The 18,993-nt window shown below is 64.2% G+C and carries 15 protein-coding genes; 9 read left to right on the plus strand and 6 right to left on the minus strand.

Annotated features, from left to right (window positions below; genetic code table 11):
* Window positions 1-437: 437 nt before the first annotated feature.
* From DT069_RS05930 to DT069_RS05940, 3 genes are all read right to left on the minus strand, one after another.
* Window positions 438-926 carry a DUF3618 domain-containing protein gene (locus DT069_RS05930; protein ID WP_119459377.1) on the minus strand — a complete coding sequence of 163 codons (489 nt, stop codon included), beginning with the start codon at window positions 924-926 and terminating at the stop codon, window positions 438-440.
* Window positions 926-1,315, minus strand: a complete 390-nt coding sequence (locus DT069_RS05935) for a phage holin family protein (protein ID WP_119459378.1) — start codon at window positions 1,313-1,315, stop codon at window positions 926-928. The genes DT069_RS05930 and DT069_RS05935 overlap by 1 nt, the downstream gene beginning before the upstream one ends.
* 322 nt (window positions 1,316-1,637) lie before the next feature.
* On the minus strand, window positions 1,638-4,118 hold the full coding sequence (locus DT069_RS05940) for an MHYT domain-containing protein (protein WP_119459379.1): 2,481 nt from the start codon (window positions 4,116-4,118) through the stop codon (window positions 1,638-1,640).
* 463 nt (window positions 4,119-4,581) lie between these two features.
* Between DT069_RS05940 and DT069_RS05945 the strand changes: the two genes are divergently transcribed.
* A complete protein-coding gene (locus DT069_RS05945) occupies window positions 4,582-6,618 on the plus strand; it encodes an AsmA family protein (protein ID WP_119459380.1) in 2,037 nt (678 codons plus the stop codon).
* Here the strand turns inward: DT069_RS05945 and DT069_RS05950 are convergent.
* On the minus strand, window positions 6,615-7,544 hold the full coding sequence (locus DT069_RS05950) for an aldose 1-epimerase (protein ID WP_119459381.1): 930 nt from the start codon (window positions 7,542-7,544) through the stop codon (window positions 6,615-6,617). The genes DT069_RS05945 and DT069_RS05950 overlap by 4 nt on opposite strands.
* Before the next feature lie 166 nt (window positions 7,545-7,710).
* Here DT069_RS05950 and DT069_RS05955 point away from each other — a divergent pair, with 166 nt between their 5' ends.
* From DT069_RS05955 to DT069_RS05990, 8 genes are all read left to right on the plus strand, one after another.
* A complete protein-coding gene (locus tag DT069_RS05955; protein ID WP_119459382.1) occupies window positions 7,711-8,751 on the plus strand; it encodes an ABC transporter substrate-binding protein in 1,041 nt (346 codons plus the stop codon).
* A 79-nt stretch (window positions 8,752-8,830) separates the two neighbouring features.
* Window positions 8,831-10,330: a sugar ABC transporter ATP-binding protein gene (locus DT069_RS05960; protein WP_119459383.1), complete on the plus strand. Its 1,500-nt coding sequence runs from the start codon at window positions 8,831-8,833 to the stop codon at window positions 10,328-10,330.
* 13 nt (window positions 10,331-10,343) lie between these two features.
* Window positions 10,344-11,339 carry an ABC transporter permease gene (locus DT069_RS05965; protein ID WP_119459384.1) on the plus strand — a complete coding sequence of 332 codons (996 nt, stop codon included), beginning with the start codon at window positions 10,344-10,346 and terminating at the stop codon, window positions 11,337-11,339.
* Between the two features lie 20 nt (window positions 11,340-11,359).
* A complete protein-coding gene (locus DT069_RS05970; protein WP_425450038.1) occupies window positions 11,360-12,346 on the plus strand; it encodes an ABC transporter permease in 987 nt (328 codons plus the stop codon).
* A gap of 3 nt (window positions 12,347-12,349) precedes the next feature.
* Entirely contained in the window at window positions 12,350-13,420 is a 1,071-nt protein-coding gene (locus tag DT069_RS05975; protein ID WP_425450039.1) for a LacI family DNA-binding transcriptional regulator, read from the plus strand.
* Window positions 13,421-13,456: 36 nt separating this feature from the next.
* The gene (locus DT069_RS05980; protein WP_119459386.1) at window positions 13,457-14,701 is read left to right on the plus strand and encodes a Gfo/Idh/MocA family protein; all 1,245 of its coding nucleotides are present in this window, start codon (window positions 13,457-13,459) and stop codon (window positions 14,699-14,701) included.
* Between the two features lie 12 nt (window positions 14,702-14,713).
* Window positions 14,714-15,733, plus strand: a complete 1,020-nt coding sequence (locus DT069_RS05985; protein ID WP_119459387.1) for an SIS domain-containing protein — start codon at window positions 14,714-14,716, stop codon at window positions 15,731-15,733.
* A 103-nt stretch (window positions 15,734-15,836) separates the two neighbouring features.
* Window positions 15,837-17,102 (plus strand): cation:proton antiporter, encoded by a 1,266-nt coding sequence (locus DT069_RS05990; RefSeq protein WP_119459388.1) that lies wholly within the window; start codon window positions 15,837-15,839, stop codon window positions 17,100-17,102.
* A gap of 279 nt (window positions 17,103-17,381) precedes the next feature.
* Here DT069_RS05990 and DT069_RS05995 read toward each other — a convergent pair whose 3' ends face one another.
* Together DT069_RS05995 and DT069_RS06000 are read right to left on the minus strand one after the other, a co-directional pair.
* Complete coding sequence (locus tag DT069_RS05995) at window positions 17,382-18,452, minus strand: Rossmann-fold NAD(P)-binding domain-containing protein (protein WP_119459389.1); 1,071 nt, start codon at window positions 18,450-18,452, stop codon at window positions 17,382-17,384.
* Between the two features lie 44 nt (window positions 18,453-18,496).
* A complete protein-coding gene (locus tag DT069_RS06000) occupies window positions 18,497-18,976 on the minus strand; it encodes a cupin domain-containing protein (RefSeq protein WP_119459390.1) in 480 nt (159 codons plus the stop codon).
* Between the last annotated feature and the right edge of the window lie 17 nt (window positions 18,977-18,993).

Raw genomic sequence — 18,993 nt, forward strand, 5'->3', positions numbered from 1 at the left:
CGGCTCGCAGCAACCAATCACTTCCCCGATCGGAACCGGCAATACCCTGCCGAGTAAACCAAAAGAGGCCGCGTTACGTCGTTGCATAACCACCAGGGGCCATAGGCACGTGCGAATACGTCCACCGCGAAAATAATGGAATCGCGTCCGAAAATGCAAGGGCCGGAGAGGATATTAATTCCCCTTTGCCGTGGGCTGCGTTAACCGTCCCGCACGGCAGGGAGGACCGTTCAAGGCGCCCATCGCCCTCCAATGGGAAGTGTAGATCCGGAACAGTCACGCCCCTTCGATGCTAGGCTGGCTGGCCACCCGCGACCGCCGCCGCACCGCCAGGATCGGACGTCCAGTTCGCGCAGCGTGTTGCCTCGATCGGGATCGTCGACAGGTATTACGGACAGTCCTTTGACTTGTGCGTCGCTCGGCATCCGCCATTCACGTTAGCGACGCGCCGGCGGCTCCTTCTCTTCAACAGAGCTCGTCTCGGAGCGGTCGCCCGCCGGCACGGTGAAGACCTGCGCTCTCTGCGGTTCGAAGTCGTCACCCTCCCAGGTCTCGCCGGTGCCCGCGTTCGCTTCCGCCATTCGCCCGGCGATCGAGCGGTCGGAGAAGTCCTGCGATGGCAACCGGGTTCCGGTGAGTTCGGATTGCCGCGCACGCTCGCGCATGGTGGCGGCGATCAGCCAACCGATGCTGATCGTAGCCAGGAGAGCCGGGACGGGATTGTTCTTCACCGCAATACCAAAGGTCGAGACGCCGTTTGAACGGCGGAAGTAATCAATAGCCTGTTCGAAAGCTTGCCCCGGCGTAAGCCTGTCGAAGATCCGGTCAAGCGTATCGTCGATCTCCGCACGAGTCTGACCGATCTCGCGTTCGATTTCGGCTGCGCTTTTTCCGCTGTTGTCTTTTTCCTGATTGGACTCGGCCATTAGAATCTCTCCCGGGCTAGTTCGGTGTCTTCCTGAACCGATTCCATGGTCCGTCGAGGCGCCAAGTTCTGCGCCTTCAGGTCGCTGCGCCCCTTCAGCAGGAGAACGATGCCGATGAGCGCGACGCCCCCGCCGACGAGAAGCGACGCCAACCATGGTTCCATTACCGCCGAAAGCGCCACCACCGCGGCTTGCAACAGAATCAAAAAGCCCGCGAAGGCCAGCGCGCCGCCAACCGCCAACGAAGCGACCGCCGATCCGACCTGAGATGCCTTCTCGGACATCTCCGTCTTTGCCAAGTCCACCTCCTGGCGCACGAGTCCGCTCGTCTCTCGCGTCAATTCCGCGAAGAGAGATCCGAGAGAGCGGCCTTGATTGTCTGACTGCATCAGAGCCCTCCATCCGGTAATCGTCCGTGTTCGGGGCGACCTCGGGAGACCATGCGGTTCCCACCTGCTCCGGGCACGCTCGACAGCGGTACGGAACGAGGCCCTCCCTCTCCTCTAAAATGGCAGAGCCGCCCTGACAGCGTTGTGTTCAGGCGACGATCTCGCCCCACCATCGAATAAGGTAACGTGTGGCGGAACGCGCAGTTCCGCCCGCATCGATGCCGTCTCGACACGGCGCCTTGGGAATCGAAGTCCCGGGGAAGCGAAGTTCCGTCTCTCTGATGAAATGCGACCGGGTTATTGCCGAATCCGCGGCCGGCCGTCACTCGGCAGCGGCGGTTGTCCTGGAATCGCCCTTGGCACCGCCGGAGACGCCCGCCGCCGGCGGGTCAAGCGGACCGGAGAGTTCAAAATGGGTTCCGTCATCACGATGAAAGGATGCGGTCGCTTCGATCTGCTGCGCGAGCGCGTTGATGATCACCAGCCCAAGGCTCTTGGCCGGAGGGGACGCCGCGTCTTCGGGCATTCCGATGCCGTTGTCGCGAACCGACAGCCGAAATCTCTGATCGCGCACGACGAACTCGATTCTGATCCATCCGGCATCGCTCCCGAGCGGGCGGTCCGGAAAAGCGTGCTTCAACGCATTCGAGATTACCTCGTTTACGATCAGGGCGATCGGAACGGCCCGGTTGAGATCCAGCACGCCTGCGGCGGCCGAGACATCGATCGAGATATTCCGATCGGCTGCGCCATAGAGATTCGCAAGACTGTCGCAGAGGTCCCGCAGATAGGCCGCGAAATCAATCTGTGCCGAGGCGCCCTGGTCGTAGAGCGTCTTGTGCACGAGGCTGATCGAGTGGACGCGATGATAGGCCTCGTCGAAGGCCTGCCGCACCGCCGGTTCGTGAAACCGGGCCGATTGCAGGTTCAGCAGGCTGCAGATCACCTGAAGATTGTTCTTCACCCGATGATGCACTTCCTTGAACAAAATCTCCTTGTCGGTCAGCGCCTCCCGCAGCGCAGCGGTTCGCTCCTGTACACGCCGATCCAGGTCGGCATGCGCCGCGCGGATGGCCGCTTGGCTCCGCTCCTCCCGTTGAAGACTGCGCACGGCGAACCATAACAGGGCGGCCAACACCGTTGCGATCAGCAATCCGAACGCCGCGCTCTGATTCAGTCGAGACCGCCAATCCGCCAGGGCACTGCCTTTGGCGACGCTGGCTGTGACAACCAGCGGCAGTCCTGTCGCCTTGCGGTAAGAGTGGATGCGCTGCACCCGATCGATCGGCGAGATGCCGTCGACGGTGCCGAACAGGGACTGGGGCAGGTGGACCCTGAAGAGCGGCTCCCAAATGCCCTTCCCGTCGATATCGGTCGGCGGCATCGGTTGCCGAACCACGACGGTTCCGTCTTCCCGAAAGATGCCGATGGCGGATTCCGGCCCGAGATTCAGCCCGTTATAGAAGCTCTTGAAGTAGTCCGTTTCGAATGTTGCCACCACGAGGCCGGCAAAGCCGCCGTCGGCGTCCTCCAGGCGGCGGCTCACATTGAACAAGTCCTTGCCCGTAATCCGCCCCTTCAAGGGCTCGCCGACCAGAAGCTCGCCCCGGACGTTGGCCTGCTGTGCCCGGAAATACGGCCGATCGGCGACGTTCTGTTCACCGGGCGGCGGAAACTGAAGAGTCGTAAAGCGAGCCTGGCCGGTCGCATCAAAGATCCAAATCGAGCCGAGATGCGGCAGGGACGCCGTCATGTCCCGGACACTCCGCCAAATGGGCTCCGACGACACGACCCGCTCGAACCCGAGCTGCTCAGTGAGATTGAGCATGTGCCGGACGGCCAAGTCGCCTTCGCCGACCGCGCGCTCGAGATGCTCTTGCACGAGGCGTGACGTATTCTGCGTTGCCGTATGAGCCTGGTCGATCGTTTCGTTGTAATCGCTCCAGGCGGCGATGCTCCAAGCGACACCGGTAAGCGTGGCGAAGAACAGGATGATGACCAGGAATGCGAATTTCGGGCTGTATGGATTTCGGTCGCCGGCAGGAACAGGGGCCGCGTCCGCCCCGAATGCCGCTTTGCGGCGATCGAAAAGTGCAGACAGCAGCGTCAGGAACAGAAGGAAGAAGGTCGCCGCGGCAATGACGATTCCGAGCAGCGCGGGATCGAGACGCTGTCCGTCGGTCGCCATGGGCGCGGCATGCCCGGTGCTGAATTCGGCGGCGGCCATGGCGGTATAATGCATCCCGGCAATGGCGATCCCCATCGCCGCCGAGCCCGCGATCTTCGACCAGACCGCGCCCCCCTTGAAGGCAAGCCACAGAGCGACCGTGGATGCGATGATCGCGATCAGGACCGATGCGACGACCAAAATCGGCTGGTACTCGACCGTCGCCGACATGCGCATCGCCGACATGCCCGTATAGTGCATGGAAACCACGCCTATTCCCATGAACAATCCGGCGGCCGCGAGGACAGGCGGCGCGAGTCCCCTGGTCCGCACCGTATGAAACCCGATAGCGGTGACGACCACCGGCAAGGCCAGCGACAACAGCGTAAGCCAGAGATCGTAGGACACCGGCATCGGCATTTGAAAGGCCAGCATGCCGACGAAATGCATCGACCACATGCCGCCGCCCATAACGAGGCTGGCGCCAAACAACCACAGATAATGGGAAACCCCGACCGTGGCCCTCAATCGCCCCGCGATCGTGAGTGCCGTGTAGGACGCGAACACCGCGATCGCCACGGACAAAATGACGAGGACAGGGTCGAAGCTCGTCGCGACCATGGCTTTCGGACTCATGCGTGCTTGCCTCTGCGGAGGGCCACCTTGCGGCAGGCAAGACCCGAGATTAACGGTTTCCGCTGTCTGGCGAAAGAATACAAGGCACCTCCGCAGGAATGACTGAACATCGCGAGAGAAGAGAAAGAAAATATTTTCCCTTCCTCTAGCCGAAGCAAGCCTTGCGCGGAGGTCCGCGCCAAAGCAAGCTTTGTGGAGATCCGCAGCAATGGCGCACCTAGAGCACGATCCGATAAAGCTGACCCAACCTGATCGGATCAGGCCCTAGGCTTTCCGAACACCGACCACACTGGCGGGACTTGGAAAACCTGCTGAACACAAGACGAACCCGCTTGGACTCGCCGCCCGAAAATTGATTAATCCATCGCATCCTCCGCGCCGTATACTGGCAGCAGCCGCGGTCGACGCTTCGAAGCCCTGAAGCTTCGATCCGAATGTCCCTTGGAAGCCGGATCCTCGCCAAATGCGTGTTCGAACCATTCTGATCGGCCTTGCCGCGAGCCTCGTCGTCCTTGTCGGCGGCGCGCTCGTTTATCTGCTGACCCTCGACGTGAACGACTACCGCGACGAGATCGCCTCGGCCGCCGAGAGGGCGACCGGGCGACGGCTCGTGCTCGGCGGGCCGCTCGATCTCGAGCTCTCCCTGACCCCTGCGCTGGTGGCCGAGGAGGTCAGCCTCGCGAACGCTCCCTGGGGCTCGCGACCGGACATGGTGCGCCTGAAGCGGCTTGAAGTGCAGGTCGAGTTGCTGCCGCTGGTGTTCGGCGAGGTGCGGGTTCAGAGGTTCGTCCTCGCGGGCGCCGACATCCTGCTGGAAACGAACGCCGAAGGACACGGCAACTGGGTGTTCGATACTGCGGCGGCCGAGCCGACGCCGGAAGAGGAACCCGCACCAGACTCCAAGCGGCAACTTCTGGCAGAACAGATTCTGATCGAGGACGGTGTCCTGACCTTCCGCAACGGCCAGACCGGCGCCGATACGGTCGTCGCCGCCGACCGCATCTCGATGACGGCGGAAAGCTACGAGTCGCCCATCGCGTTCGAAGTGGATACCAGCGTCAACGAGATCGATCTGACGGCCGAGGGCGAGGTCGGGGCGCTCACGACCCTGATGAACGGAGGAGCACCCTATCCTGTCGCTATCGACGCCGATGCCTTGGGCATCGAGCTTCATGTCGACGGCACCATCGATGCGCCGACGAAGGCGCAGGGTCTCGACCTCGCGCTCGAAGTAAAGGCCGAGGATCTGGGAGACCTGCAGAAGCTGACAGGCGCCGCCATTCCGGCCGGGCTGCCGCTCGCGGTAACCGGACAGATCGGCGGCGGCGCGGAGGCGCTCGATATTCGCAACCTGACAATCGCGCTGGGCGAGAGCAGCCTTGCCGGCAATGTCGGCGTTCGTCTGACGGGGCCGAGACCGCGCATCGAGGCGGCGCTGACCGGCGATCGGCTCGATCTGACCGAGCTTGTTCCGGCCGGCGAGGCGGGCGAGGCAGAAACGGAAGGGGCCGCGCCGGCCACGGCAGAGGCGGGAAAGGTCTTCCCCGACGATCCCCTTCCCCTCGATGGCTTGAAGCTCGCCGACGCACATCTTGACCTGAAGGTACAGGAGCTTCTTCTACCCTCTCTCACGGCAAGTGATTTGGCTGTGGTTTTGGGGCTGGAGAATGGCGCGCTGACGGTCGAGCCGTTGCGCGCAACCATTGCCGACAGCCCGGTGGAGGCCACGGTCGGCTTGAACGCCAGCTCTGCGACCCCGCAGATGAAAATCACGGTCTCCGCCCCACAGCTCGATCTCGGACGCTTGTTGACCGAGGCGGAGGTCACCGACCTCCTCGAAGGTCAGGCGGATATCGCAGTCGACGTGAACGGCCAGGGGGCATCGGTTGCCGCGATCATGGGGAGCCTGAACGGTCAGACAAAACTGCTGATGAGCAGCGGGCGGGCAAAGACGGCGGCCTTCGACAAGATTGTCGGTGGGTTGAGCACGGTCATGGGCACGCTGTTCTCCGGCAAGTCCGAATGGACGGTCCTGAACTGCGTCGCCAGCAACTTCGCGATCGATGATGGGATCGCGACGAGCAAGGTCATGCTCGTCGACACCGAATACTCCACCGTCGTCGGTGAAGGAACGGTCGACCTCGGCACTGAGCAACTGGACCTGACGGTGACGCCCGCCGCCAAGTCCGAGGCCCTGAACGTGGCGGTTCCGGTGAAGATCGGCGGCACCCTCGCCGAGCCGACCTTCCGTCCCGACGAGCTGGCGACAGCCCGTCAGATCACCGGCCTGTTAGGCGCCGATCTGTTCCCGCCAGCCGCGGTGACCGGCCTCGGGGAAATGGGCAGTGGCGAGGATAATCCCTGCGTGAACATCGCAAGTGGCGGCGCGGCTGCTCCGACCACAAGCGAGACACCGGCCCCGATCGAGTCCATCCCCGAAGATGCGAAAGGCGCGGTCGAGGAACTCGGCAAAGGCCTGAAGGGGCTTCTCGGCGATTAGATCGCGGCGACGCGCAGGGCGACCCGACCGGACAGGGTCACGCCCGGAGCGAGAATTGCGATACCGTGTCTGTCGACCCCCGCGGCCATGCGGTTGAAGCCGTCATTGGCGTTCGCCACCGGCTCGACGCAGAAGAAGTCGGCATCGCGCGGATGGAAGAGCTGGAGTTTGCCGAAGGCGCCCTCCGCGGTGAGGCTTGCCGCCACCCCTCGATCCGGCCATTCGAGCCACGCCTGGCCGCCCCAACCCTCGAAGCAATGGTCGATCTCCAGGTCGCCGATCGGGCGGCCGGCAGAGAAATCGAGGCCAGGCGGGATCGGTCCCGGCGGGACTGCCGCCAACTCCGGTCCGTCGCGCCAGAGCGCGTGCGCCGCGAAGCGAACCCGCGCCTCGGAGGCGCCGGTGAAGTATGGATGCAGGCCCAGGCCGGCCGGCATCGGCCCTGGGCCGGCATTGCGCACCGAAAGGGTTGCCGCGAAGCCGTCGGGCAGCAGCCGGATGCAAAGCCGCGCGACATAGGGGAACGGAAATGCCCCCTCCGGCTCGCGATCTACCCGGTGGCGGTATTCGAGGAGCGCCGCATCTCCACCCCGCCGCAAAACCTGCCAGGGTCGCATCCAACCGTCGCCATGGATCGGATCGGGTTCCCTGGGGTTGGTGCGGGCCAGAGGCAGAAGCCCTTGCTCCCAACGAAAGCCGCCCCCGAAGACAGGCCCAGAGAACGGCACCAGGGGAAAGCAGCCCGCCTCAAGAGGGTTTGCGAGCGCCGCCGGTGCCGGGCGCAGCAGATCAACTAGCCGACCATTGACCACGATGCGACAGGCGGCGATCGAGCCGCCGACCCCAGGCGCCAGATCGACGGCTACCGCCGCATTGGTGAGGGTGACCCGCCCGACATCAGGTGCCGTTATTAAGGGATCGTCCATCGACGTCTCATTACGGAAGCTCTTTTCACGCCGTACTGTAATCGATTACATTTCTGAAACACCGAATTTTCGATCGACGAAAAGCCAGTAAGAGCCCCGCAAGGACCATCGCCCCGCAGGCGCTTCGTTCGGTACGGGACCGATAAATAGACATGAGGAGGAACGGATGCTGAGAAGGACTTTCCTGACCCTGTCCGCCGCCGCGCTCGTCGCCGCGACCGGAAGCGTCGCCCCGACGGCTGCTCGGGCCCAGGACACATTCACGATCGGCCTCAGCAATGGCTGGGTCGGCAGCGAATGGCGTACGCAGATGATCGACGAGGCCGTGGCTGCCGCCGAGGCCTGGGCCGATCGAGGTGTCGAAGTCGAGGTCATCGTTCAATCAGCCGATGTCGATGTTCAGGGGCAGATCGCGCATGTCCGCAACTTCATGAACCAGGGCGTCGACGCAATCATCATCAATCCGAACAGCCCGACCGCCTTCGACCCGATCTTCGCGCAGGCGGCCCAGCGTGGCGTTCTGGTGATCGCGACCGATGCCGAAGTCTCCTCGCAGGATGCAATCTATGTCGGCATCGACCAGAAGGGTTGGGCCATGAAGTCCGCGGAATGGCTGGCCGAGACGCTGGGCGGCAAGGGCAGCGTCGTCGCCATCAACGGCGTCGCCGGGCATCCCGCCAACCAGATGCGGGTCGAAGGCTATAGAGAGGTCTTCGGCAAGCATCCCGACATCGAGATTCTGAACGAAGTCAATGCCAACTGGGATCAGGCCCAGGGCCAACAGGCGATGCGGACGCTGCTCGCCACCTATCCGGACATCAACGGCGTCTGGGTGCAGGACGGTATGGCCGCCGGCGCATGGCGCGCGATCAACGAAGCCGGCCGCACGGACGATATCGCGGCAACCGGCGAGATCCGCGTCGACTTCCTGACGCAGTGGAAGGAGAAAGGCTATAACTCGGCCGCCTCCGTCAATCCGCCGGGCGTAATGGCGAGCGCGCTGAATGTCGCGGTGCTCAAGCTGCAGGGTCACGAGTTCAAGGACGATGTCTTCGGCGGAGTCTATGGCAACGCCATCTATCTGCCGATTCCGCTGATCACCAACGAGAACCTCGACGAGGTCTATGCCGAGGTGAAAGACAAGCCGGGATATTATTCGGTGACCACCGTGGTCACTCCGGACGAGGCGGAACAGTACTTCGACTAGGGCAAGCAGGTACAAGGGGGCCGACACCGGCGAGGCTGGTCGCTTCCTTCCCAGCCGAAGCCGAGAGCGGCTACCGAAGATGACGATTCTCCGCGCCCGCAACATCCGCAAGCGGTTCGGCGGCGTCGTCGCCCTGGAGCAGGGCGACCTCGCCCTCGGCGCCGGTGAGGTCCACGTCCTGATCGGGTCCAACGGCTGCGGCAAGAGCACGTTGTGCAAGATCATCGGCGGCTCGGTCGCACCCGACGGCGGCTCGCTCGAACTCTCCAGCGAGCCGGTACGGTTTCGAACGCCCCATGCAGCCGCCGCGGCTGGAATCGGCGTCTTCTATCAAGAACTGAGCCTTATTCCACAGCTAACCGTTGCGGAAAACATTTTCCTCGGTCGAGAACCGCGCACAGCCTATGGGCTGGTTGATCGGAAGCGATTGCGCAGCGATGCCGAGACGGCAATCCGTCCGTTCGGCGCCGTCGTCGGCCAAGGGTTCGGTCCCGACGTATTGGTGTCGGACCTTTCGGCGGACCAACGGCAGATCGTGGAGATCCTGAAGGTTCTGTCGGAGAACAGTCGCATTGTCATTTTCGACGAAGCTACCGCGTCACTCGACAGCAAGCAGGTCGCGGTGTTCTTCGACCTGATCCGCTCGCTGAAGGCCGAAGACCACGCGATTATCTTCATCTCGCACCGGATGGACGAGGTGTTCGCGATCGGCGACCGGGTGACGGTGATGCGCAACGGCCGCACCGTTGTGAGCGTGGCGATCGCCGAGACGACCCAGGACGAGATCGTCGCGCACATGGTCGGCGGCGCCTACATCGCCGCCGCCGATCGGAAGGAGGCACCCGCTCCGCTGACAGGCACGGCAGTGCTGGCGGCGCGGAATCTCGTCGGGCGGAAACTGGCGGACGTATCGTTCAGCCTGCAACGCGGCGAGATCCTCGGGCTGGGCGGGCTGCATGGGCAGGGACAATCGGACCTTCTGCGCAGCCTATTTGGCGCGGAATCCCTGGCGGGCGGCAGCGTGTTTCTCGATGGCAAGCCGCTCCTCCTCCGCAAGCCGTCCGACGCGATCGCCAACGGCATCGCCTATATCTCGGGCGATCGCAGTCGCTATGGCGTTCTGCCCATCCGCTCGATCTTCGAGAATCTGGTGATCGGTCTTGTTTCCAAGCAACGGCCGGTGGGGCTGAATTACGGCGCCCTGGTGAAACGCATCGCGCCGGTCGCGGAGCGACTGAAGCTCAAATTTCCGAGCTTCGCGGCGCCGGTCAGCGACCTCAGCGGCGGCAACCAGCAGAAGGTTGTGATCGGCCGGTGGCTGGCGGTCGCGCCGGCCGTGCTGCTGCTGGACGACCCCACAAAGGGGATCGATCTGCAGACGAAACACGATCTCTACGTCATTCTCCGTGAACTCTGCGCCGAAGGCGTCTCGATCATCCTCTACTCATCCGAGGACAAGGAGCTTCTCGGCAACGCCGACCGTATTCTCGTGTTCAACGGCGGCCGCATCGTGCGGGAACTCGAAGGCGAGCGCATGGGCGAGTTCGAGCTTTATCAAGCGGCTTATGCCGCAAGCTGACGCGAAAACCGCTATGACCGAGCACGCCAAGACCGCACCGTCGAACCACACCAGCCTTACGCAACGGCTGAGGTCCTTCGACCTGAGGCGACATACCTATCTGCTCTCGGTGGTGTTCTTCCTGATTCTCTGCGGCATCAATATCGCGCTCCAGCCGAGCTTCCTTCAGCCCGGCGTGATGGTTTCCAACCTCAGCACCTTCCTGCCGCTGATCCTGGTTTCGATCGGGCAGACCTATGTGATCCTGGCAAGCGACATCGACCTGTCGGTCGGCTCCATCGTCTCGCTGGTCAATGTCGCCACGGTCTCGATCATCGAAGGCATGGGCGGAACCGGCGGCGCCATCGCACTCGGACTCACGACGGGTCTCGGCCTCGGGATTGCCGCCGGCCTCTTCAACGGCCTTTGCGTCGCCCTGCTCCGCTTTCAGCCGATCGTCACCACCTTCGCCACCGGCATCATCTTCGCCGGGCTGGCGCTCTGGATCTTGCCGCAGGCCGGCAAGCAGGTGCCCGCGACCGTGTGGCAGACCTACGGCGGCAGCATTCTCGGCGTGCAAACGGTCATTTGGGTCCTGACGCTGGCGGTGATCTTCGCGCTGGTCTTGGCTCGGACCCGCTTCCACCACGCACTGCTGGCGACCGGCGGACAGATGCAGTCGGCGTTCCAGACGGGCCTGCACGTCCTGCGTGTCCGCATTACCGCCTATGCGCTGTCCGGCCTGTTCAGCGCGCTCGCGGCGCTTTGCCTAGTCGGCGAGACCGCGTCCGGCGACCCGCTGCTCGGGACAGGCTACACCCTGTCCTCGATCAGTGCGGTCGTGCTCGGCGGAACGGCCCTCAGCGGCGGCATCGGCGGCTTCATCGGCTCGGTGTTCGGCGCGATGATCCTCGGCCTCATCGACAACGTGATCTTCTTCGCTCGCCTGCCCTTCGAATATCAGGGGCTGGTCCAAGGCCTGATCGTGCTTCTGGCGCTCGCCGGCGGCGTGTTCGTGTCCCGACGATGAGCGGCGGCGGAGACGGACGAATGGCGCAGACCGCACAGTTCAACGGGTCCGTCACCACCCTCCGGGGCCTCGCGACCAGGCCGCTCACCCTGGCGCTGGCCGCGATCGCGGCGATGCTGATCGTCGGCGAACTCCTGTCCCCCGGCTTTGCCGCGCCCTCGCAGATCATCAGCCAGCTTACGATCGCCGCACTCCTGGGCATCGTCGCCGCCGGACAGAATCTGGTCATCCTCGGCGGGCGCGAGGGCATCGACCTGTCCGTCGGCGGCATGATCTCGCTCGGCGCGCTCGTCGCCGGCAATGTGATGCAGGCGGAGAATGCGGCGATTCCGCTGGCCCTGGCAGTGACGCTCGCGGTCACCTTCACGCTCGGGCTGGCCAACGGGTTCGGCGTCACGATCATGCGCATCCCGCCGCTGGTGATGACGCTCGGCATGTATGGCGTGATCCAGGGCGCGCTCGTTGTGCTGACTCGCGGCATCCCCTCGGGCCGCGCGGCGCCACTACTGAATGACTTCGTCACCAATCCGGTGCTGCTGGGCATTCCGGGAATCCTGTTCGTCTGGGTGATGATTGGGATCGGCATGACAGTTTTCCTGCGTCGGACCGCATTCGGGCTGAAGATCTTCGCCATCGGTACGAACGAGGAAGCAGCCGCTTTGGCGGGCATTTCCGTCCGGCGGACACGTGTGATTCTGTTCGGCCTGAGCGGCATGTTCGCCGGCCTTACCGGCTTCCTGGTCCTCGGCTATACCGGCAATGTGTTCGTCGGAGTCGGCGACCAGTACATCCTGCCGTCCATCATCGCGGTGGTGATCGGCGGCACCTCGCTGGCCGGCGGCACGGGCGGCTATATCGGAACGATGGCGGGCGCCGTTGTCCTCGTCCTCCTGCAGAGCATTCTGACGACCCTCAATATCGACCCGTCAGGCCGCCAGATCGTCTTCGGCGCCACGCTGCTGGGGCTGATGCTGCTCTATGGCCGGCAGCGCAAGCTGAGGATGTGACCCTTGAGCCTGCAAACGCTTCGGCCGATGCCATTCGAGAGCGGTGACGGCGCCGGCACCGCGACGATGAAGGACGTCGCGCGACTGGCGGGCGTCTCGACCGCGACCGTGTCGCGCACGCTGATCAAGCCCGAACTGGTTTCGACGCGGACGCGCGAACGGGTCCTGAAGGCGGTGGCCGAAGCCGGCTACACGCCGAACTCGCTCGCCCGCAACCTGCGCAAGATGCAGACGCGCTCGATCATCGTCGTCGTCCAGGATATCACCAACCCGTTCTATCCGGAGATCCTCCGCGGCGCCGAGCAGACGGCACAGGCTTTCGGCTACACGGTGCTGATGGGCAACACCGACAATGATCCGGTACGCGAGCGGGCTTATCTCGAGCTCGTGCAGTCCCGGCGCGCCGACGGCATGATTCTGCTGACCGGGCGTCTGCCGGCCCAGGAGAAAAGCAGCATGGCGGTGGAGCGCGAGAGGCTGCCGCCACTCGTCTTCGCCTGCGAACATCTCCCGGATCTCGGCCTCCCGACCGTCCGGATCGACAATGCCGAGGCGGCACGGACGGCCATGCGCCATCTGTTCGAGCTCGGTCATGAACGAATCGCGCATATCGCCGGCCCGCTCAACCGCATCATCAGCGTCGACCGGCTGGCCGGCTATTGCGATGCGCTGACGGAGCGCGGCCTGCCGTCGGAGCCCGCTCTGATCGCCGACGGCGATTTCACCTTCAACTCGGGCGTCGAGGCGGCGCGTCGCCTGCTCGCGCTCGCCGATCGGCCGACGGCGATCTTCGCGGCCAACGACGAGAGCGCCATCGGTGCGATTCAAGCCATCAAGTCGCAAGGGTTGTCCGTGCCGGGAGATATCTCGGTGATCGGCTTCGACGATATCCTCTTTGCCGCCGCCACCGATCCCGCTCTTACCACCGTCGCACAGCCGCGCCAGGAGATCGGCCGGCGTGCAATGGCCATCATGCTCGACCTGCTGGACGGCAAATCGCCGCCCGTGGGCGACGTGATCCTTCCGGTCGAACTCGTAACCCGCCGCTCCACCGGCCCTCGCCCGCCAGCCTGAAGCGCGCGACCACCAAGAACAAGCAAAGGAGTCGTCATGTCTGCCAATCCCCCTCTCGAAAGTCTGCGCATCGGCCTGATCGGCAGCGGCTTCATCGCCAAGTTCCACCTCCAGGCGATGCTGGGCGTGCGCAACTGCAGGGTGACGGGCGTCTACAGCCGCACGCCGGCCAAGCGCGAGAGCGTCGCCGCGCAGGCCACGGAGATGGGCCTCGGGCCGTGCCAGGCCTTTCCGTCGATCGAGGCGATGATCGCGTCGGGCGACGTCGACGCGCTCTGGATTCTGAGCCCGAACGACACGCGTCTGGAGGTGATGCGCGAGATTCATCGCACCGTGAAGGCGGGCCAGGGCAGCCTGCGCGCCGTCGCCTGCGAGAAGCCGCTGGCGCGGACCGTCGGCGAGGCACGCGAGATGCTGCGCCTCGCCGGGGATGCAGGGCTGAGCCACGGCTATCTGGAGAACCAGGTGTTCTCGACGGCGGTCATGCGCGGCAAGGAGATCATCTGGCGGCGGGCGGTGCCGAGCGCCGGCCGCCCCTACCTCGCCCGCGCTGCCGAGGAGCATAGCGGGCCGCACGAGCCCTGGTTCTGGATCGGCGCGAAACAGGGTGGCGGCGTGCTCTCGGACATGATGTGCCACAGCGTCGAGGTCGCCCGCTTCCTGCTCACCAAGCCGGGCGAGCCGCGCGATAGTCTGAAGCTGGTCAGCGCCAACGCCACGGTGGCGAACCTCAAATGGACGCGGCCCAAATATGCCGCCGAGCTGAAGTCGCGCATGGGCGCCGAGGTCGACTTCGCCCGGCGGCCAGTCGAGGACTTCGCCCGCGGGGTGCTGGTGCTGAAGGACCCCGAAGGCCAGGAGGTGATGATCGAGGCGACCACATCCTGGGCCTATGTCGGTGCCGGGCTGCGGATCCAGCTCGAACTCCTCGGCCCGGAATATTCGATGGAGTTCAGCTCGCTCAACAGCGGCCTGAAGGTCTTCATCTCGCGCGCCGTGGGCGGCGCCGAGGGCGAGGATCTCGTCGAGAAGCAGAATGCCGAGCAAGGGCTGATGCCGGTGCTGGAGGACGAGGCTGGCGTCTATGGCTACACCGACGAGAACCGGCATATGGTGGAGTGCTTCCGGACCGGCCGGACGCCGATCGAGACGTTCCAGGATGGGGTCGCCGTGGTCGAAATGCTGATGGCGCTCTACCGCTCGGCCGAGATCGGCCAGACGGTCCGACTACCCGCGACGGATCTGGAGACCTATGTTCCTGTGGTGGCACGTCCGACGTGATCGAGAGGCCGCATGCCCCATCTCTGGCAGGAGATCGCCGAGCAGCCTGACATCGTCGCGCGACTCCTTGAGCGCGAGCGGAATGTTGTCGAGCGGATCGCGGCGCGGATTCGCGACCGCCCGCCCCCGTTCGTCCTGATCGCGGCGCGCGGCACCTCCGACAACGCCGCCCGCTATGCCCAGTATGTCTTCGGCGCCATGCTGCGCCTGCCGGTCGCCCTGGCGGCACCCTCGCTGTTCACGGTCGCCGAGGCGCCGCCGCGGCTGGACGGCGCATTGGTAATCGGCATCTCCCAGTCCGGGCAATCGCCGGACATCGCCGCGGTAATGCGCGCCGCCGCCGACCAGAGCTGCGTCACCGTCGCGATCACGAACGATCCGTCGGCGCCGGTCGCAAGCGCTACGGACGAGGTCCTGGCGCTGGAGGCAGGTATCGAACGCAGCGTTGCCGCAACCAAAACCTATGTCGCAAGCCTCGCGGCCCTCGCCCTCCTGGCCGCGGCCGCGGAGCCGGCCGAGCGTCGGTCGCGATATGGCGCACTCGATACGGTGCCCGAAGCCCTTCGACGGACGCTGGATCGGGCCGGCCTTGCCGCCACGGAGGCCGCCGCTTGGCCGGGCGCCGGACGCGCTATTTCGATCGGACGCGGCTTTCACCTGTCGACGGCCCATGAGGCCGCGCTCAAGCTCAAGGAGCTGACCTACGTCGCCGTGGAGGCCTTTTCGTCAGCGGATTTCCGGCACGGTCCGATCGTCATGATCGAGGACGGCTTCCCCGTCCTGGCGGTGATCGGAAACAGTGCATTCGATCAGGATGTCGCCGCGTTGGCGGAGACATTGAGGGTGCGGCAGGCAAAGCTTCTGACGGTCGGTCCTAGCGGCGCCGACCTGCCGTTCGATGCCCCCGCCGCATGGCTCGAGCCGCTCACCGCCATCCTGCCCGGCCAGCTCCTCGCCGGCCGAATCGCCGAACGCGCCGGCATCGACGTCGATCGACCGCGCGGCCTGAGCAAGGTGACGCGCACGATCTGATACGAAAGAAATCAGGTCACATCTTCGGCCTGGATTGTGGTGGAGCATTCGGCGATGCTCCTCCGGGACTCGGGATCATTGCCACCATCGCAACCGAGGTCGGATGTCAATTTTTACGATCTCTGCACTCCTGCTGGTCTTCGCAGGCATATTCGGTCTGTTCAACTATCACGTGTTAAAGCTGCCGACGACGATCGGCCTCGTCGTGATTTCGTTCGCAGTCTCAGTTGCGATGATCGTGGCCGACTGGTTGCTCCCCGGTCCGGCGATCTTCGAGACCGTGCGCGAGATCGTCACGGGTATTCCGTTCCAGGAGGTGGTGCTGGACGGTCTTCTGTCCTACCTGCTGTTCGCCGGCGCCTTGCGCGTGAACTTGGCGGATCTTGCTGAACAAAAATGGGCAATCGCAGCACTGGCAACGCTCGGCGTCGGTTTGTCGACCGTGCTGGTGGGGCTTGGCTTCCACTGGGTTACCGGCATTCCGTTGATGGTAGCGCTCGTTTTCGGCGCCTTGATCAGCCCGACGGACCCCGTCGCCGTGATGGGCATCCTGAAGCTGGTCAAAGTGCCGAGGCCGCTCGAGACGAAGATCGCCGGCGAGTCTCTGTTCAACGACGGCGTGGGCGTGGTGATTTTTCTGATCCTCACGCAGATGGCCTTCGGCTCCAGCCCTCATGATGCCCCGATCACGACGATCGACGTCCTGCGTCTCTTCGTGGTCGAGGTGCTGGGCGGAGCGCTGCTCGGCGGCCTTTGCGGCTATGTCACCTTCTTGATGATCCGGTCCGTGGATGAATTCAATCTAGAGGTGATCTTGACGCTCGCTCTCGTAACGGGGACCTACTCCCTCGCTCAGTCCCTTCACCTGTCGGGCCCGATCGCCGTCGTGATCGCCGGCCTGTTCATCGGCAATCACGGCGTGCGTCGCGGAATGAGCGAACTGACCTGGAGCTACGTCGACAAGTTCTGGCACCTGATCGACGAGATCCTGAACGCCGTACTGTTCTTGCTGATCGGCTTTGAGGTCTTCGCCATCAGCTACGAGGGCCCCTACCTGATGGCGGCCGCGGTCGCCATTCCCCTGGTTCTGGTGGCTCGCTTCATCGCAATCTGGGTGCCGATCAGTGCGCTCGGCCTGCGGCGCCAGTTCACGCGCGGCAGCATCTCGGTCATGACTTGGGGCGGCCTGCGGGGCGGCATCTCCGTCGCTCTGGCCCTGTCCCTACCGGACAGTGAGCATAAAGCGCTGCTTCTGACCGTCACCTACGCCGTCGTGATCTTCTCGATCGTCATTCAGGGCCTGACGATCCGACCGGTCATCAGAACCTTGGTGCCGTTGGAAGCGACGGACGGTAAAACTGCCGAATAACGCAGCTCAGGCCGCCTTGCCCGGCCGGATCCCCGCCTTCTGCAGGAGCATGACCTCGTTCAGCGGCTTGACGCAGGCATAGACTGCTGTGATGGCGGGTGGCGGCGGATTTCCGGCATGGACCCATTGCCATGGCCGAAGGCGGCTTTCCCGTCCTGGCCGTGATCGGCAACAGCGCGCTCGACCGGGATGTCGTCGCGCTGGCGGAGACGGTGCGGCACGCTCAGACCGATGGTCGCCAGCGCCAAGCGGCTCTGGATAGTACGGCCTTGCTAAGGATCAGGCAGCGGCCTTCCGGTTGGCCGCCAGCCGGGCATCGACCAAGGCAACGGTCTCGTCGACGACCGCGTTCCGCATGTTCTTCTGTGCCGCGATGCCTTGTACCAGCCGGTCCACCCGTTCGATATTGGACGCGCCGGCGAACAGGGCACGCGCGGCCGAGGACGGCCGCGTCAGTCCATGCGCCGCGGCGGCATATTTCTCGAACGGCACGAGATCACCCGGCGACGCTCCAAGCGCGATGCACAGATCGCAAACCCACTCATAGACCGACCGGGATGCTTCGATATCCGAATGCACCGCGTCCTTTATCGAACGGGCACCATCCTTCTGAACGCAGCGATAATTTCCGGTCAGCAGCATGGCCCATTTCGCCAGCGGCACGAAGATAGAGTCGTGGACCTTGAGCTTGACGGGCAGTTCGATCGCACCGTCACCGGGATTATACCGAACCGCTTCGATATCGGCCTGCATCCGCCGCAGCATCGCCGTGTGAGCGTCGGACTCGAACCGAGCCGCCTTGAAGTTGGTCGGCAGCGTGACCTGCAGCAGGTTGGACTTCTCCTCCGGCGGCCGAAAAGCCTGCGGATCCGGGCTGCATAGCGTCATCAGCGTCGAATCGAAATTCTCCCATACCGCCGCATCGGTGTAGCAGTGCTTCAATGCGCCGGCATCAAGGCCGGCAATGCGCTTCAGGTAAGGCAGCGGCGGCATGTTCATGATCGACATGCAGGGAACCTTCGCCTTCGCCACGGCATTCAAGAGTTCGCGCACGCCCGGCGCGCGGTATTGCGGCTCCTGCATCGCCAATGCGACGAGATCATAGTCAGCCGGATCGACGGCACCGGTCACAGTGGCGGACAAGCGGCCCGGCAGCTTTCGCGAGTCGATCTCGAGAAGCTCGCTGCGACCCTTGATCGGCAAGCGCACACGGGTGCCTTCCGCATTGATCAACTCTGCCTCTTCAGGGAGGCACACCAGCTTCACATCATGTCCCGCAACCAACAGCTTGGTCGCCAGAAGTGAGCCGTAGGATGCACCCATGATCAGGGTGTTGTAAGTGGTCGGCATATTAAGCTACTTCCCCCTTCGACTGGCAAGATGGCTTGCCCCGCTCACCGCTCCGGATGCGGGTGAATATCGTCGACCCAGAAGACTTCCTCGGGCGTTTCGACCGGCTCGATATCCAGATTCACGACGACCGGCTCCTGGTCGCTTCTGACAAGCACGCATTCGAGCGGCTCGTCCGCGCTGGCATTGATTTCCTGATGCGGGACATAGGGCGGCACATAGATGAAATCGCCCGGGCCTGCCTCGGCCACATATTGCAGCCGCTCGCCCCACCGCATCCGCGCCTTCCCTTTGACGACGTAGATCACGCTTTCGAGCGACCCGTGATGATGCGCGCCGGTTTTCGCATCCGGATGGATCGTCACCGTACCGGCCCAGAGCTTCTGTGCCCCCACGCGCGCGAAGTTGATGGCGGCCGCGCGCGACATGCCAGGGGTCTGCGGCGTGTTAGTGTCGAGGTCGCTCCCATGTACGATCCGCACGCCCTGGTCGCGCCAGTCCGAAGACGGGGCATTGCCGGTCATGATTCCCTCCGCTCCGC

This window comes from Virgifigura deserti, assembly GCA_003576685.1.
GTDB classification, from domain to species: Bacteria; Pseudomonadota; Alphaproteobacteria; order Dongiales; family Dongiaceae; genus Virgifigura; species Virgifigura deserti.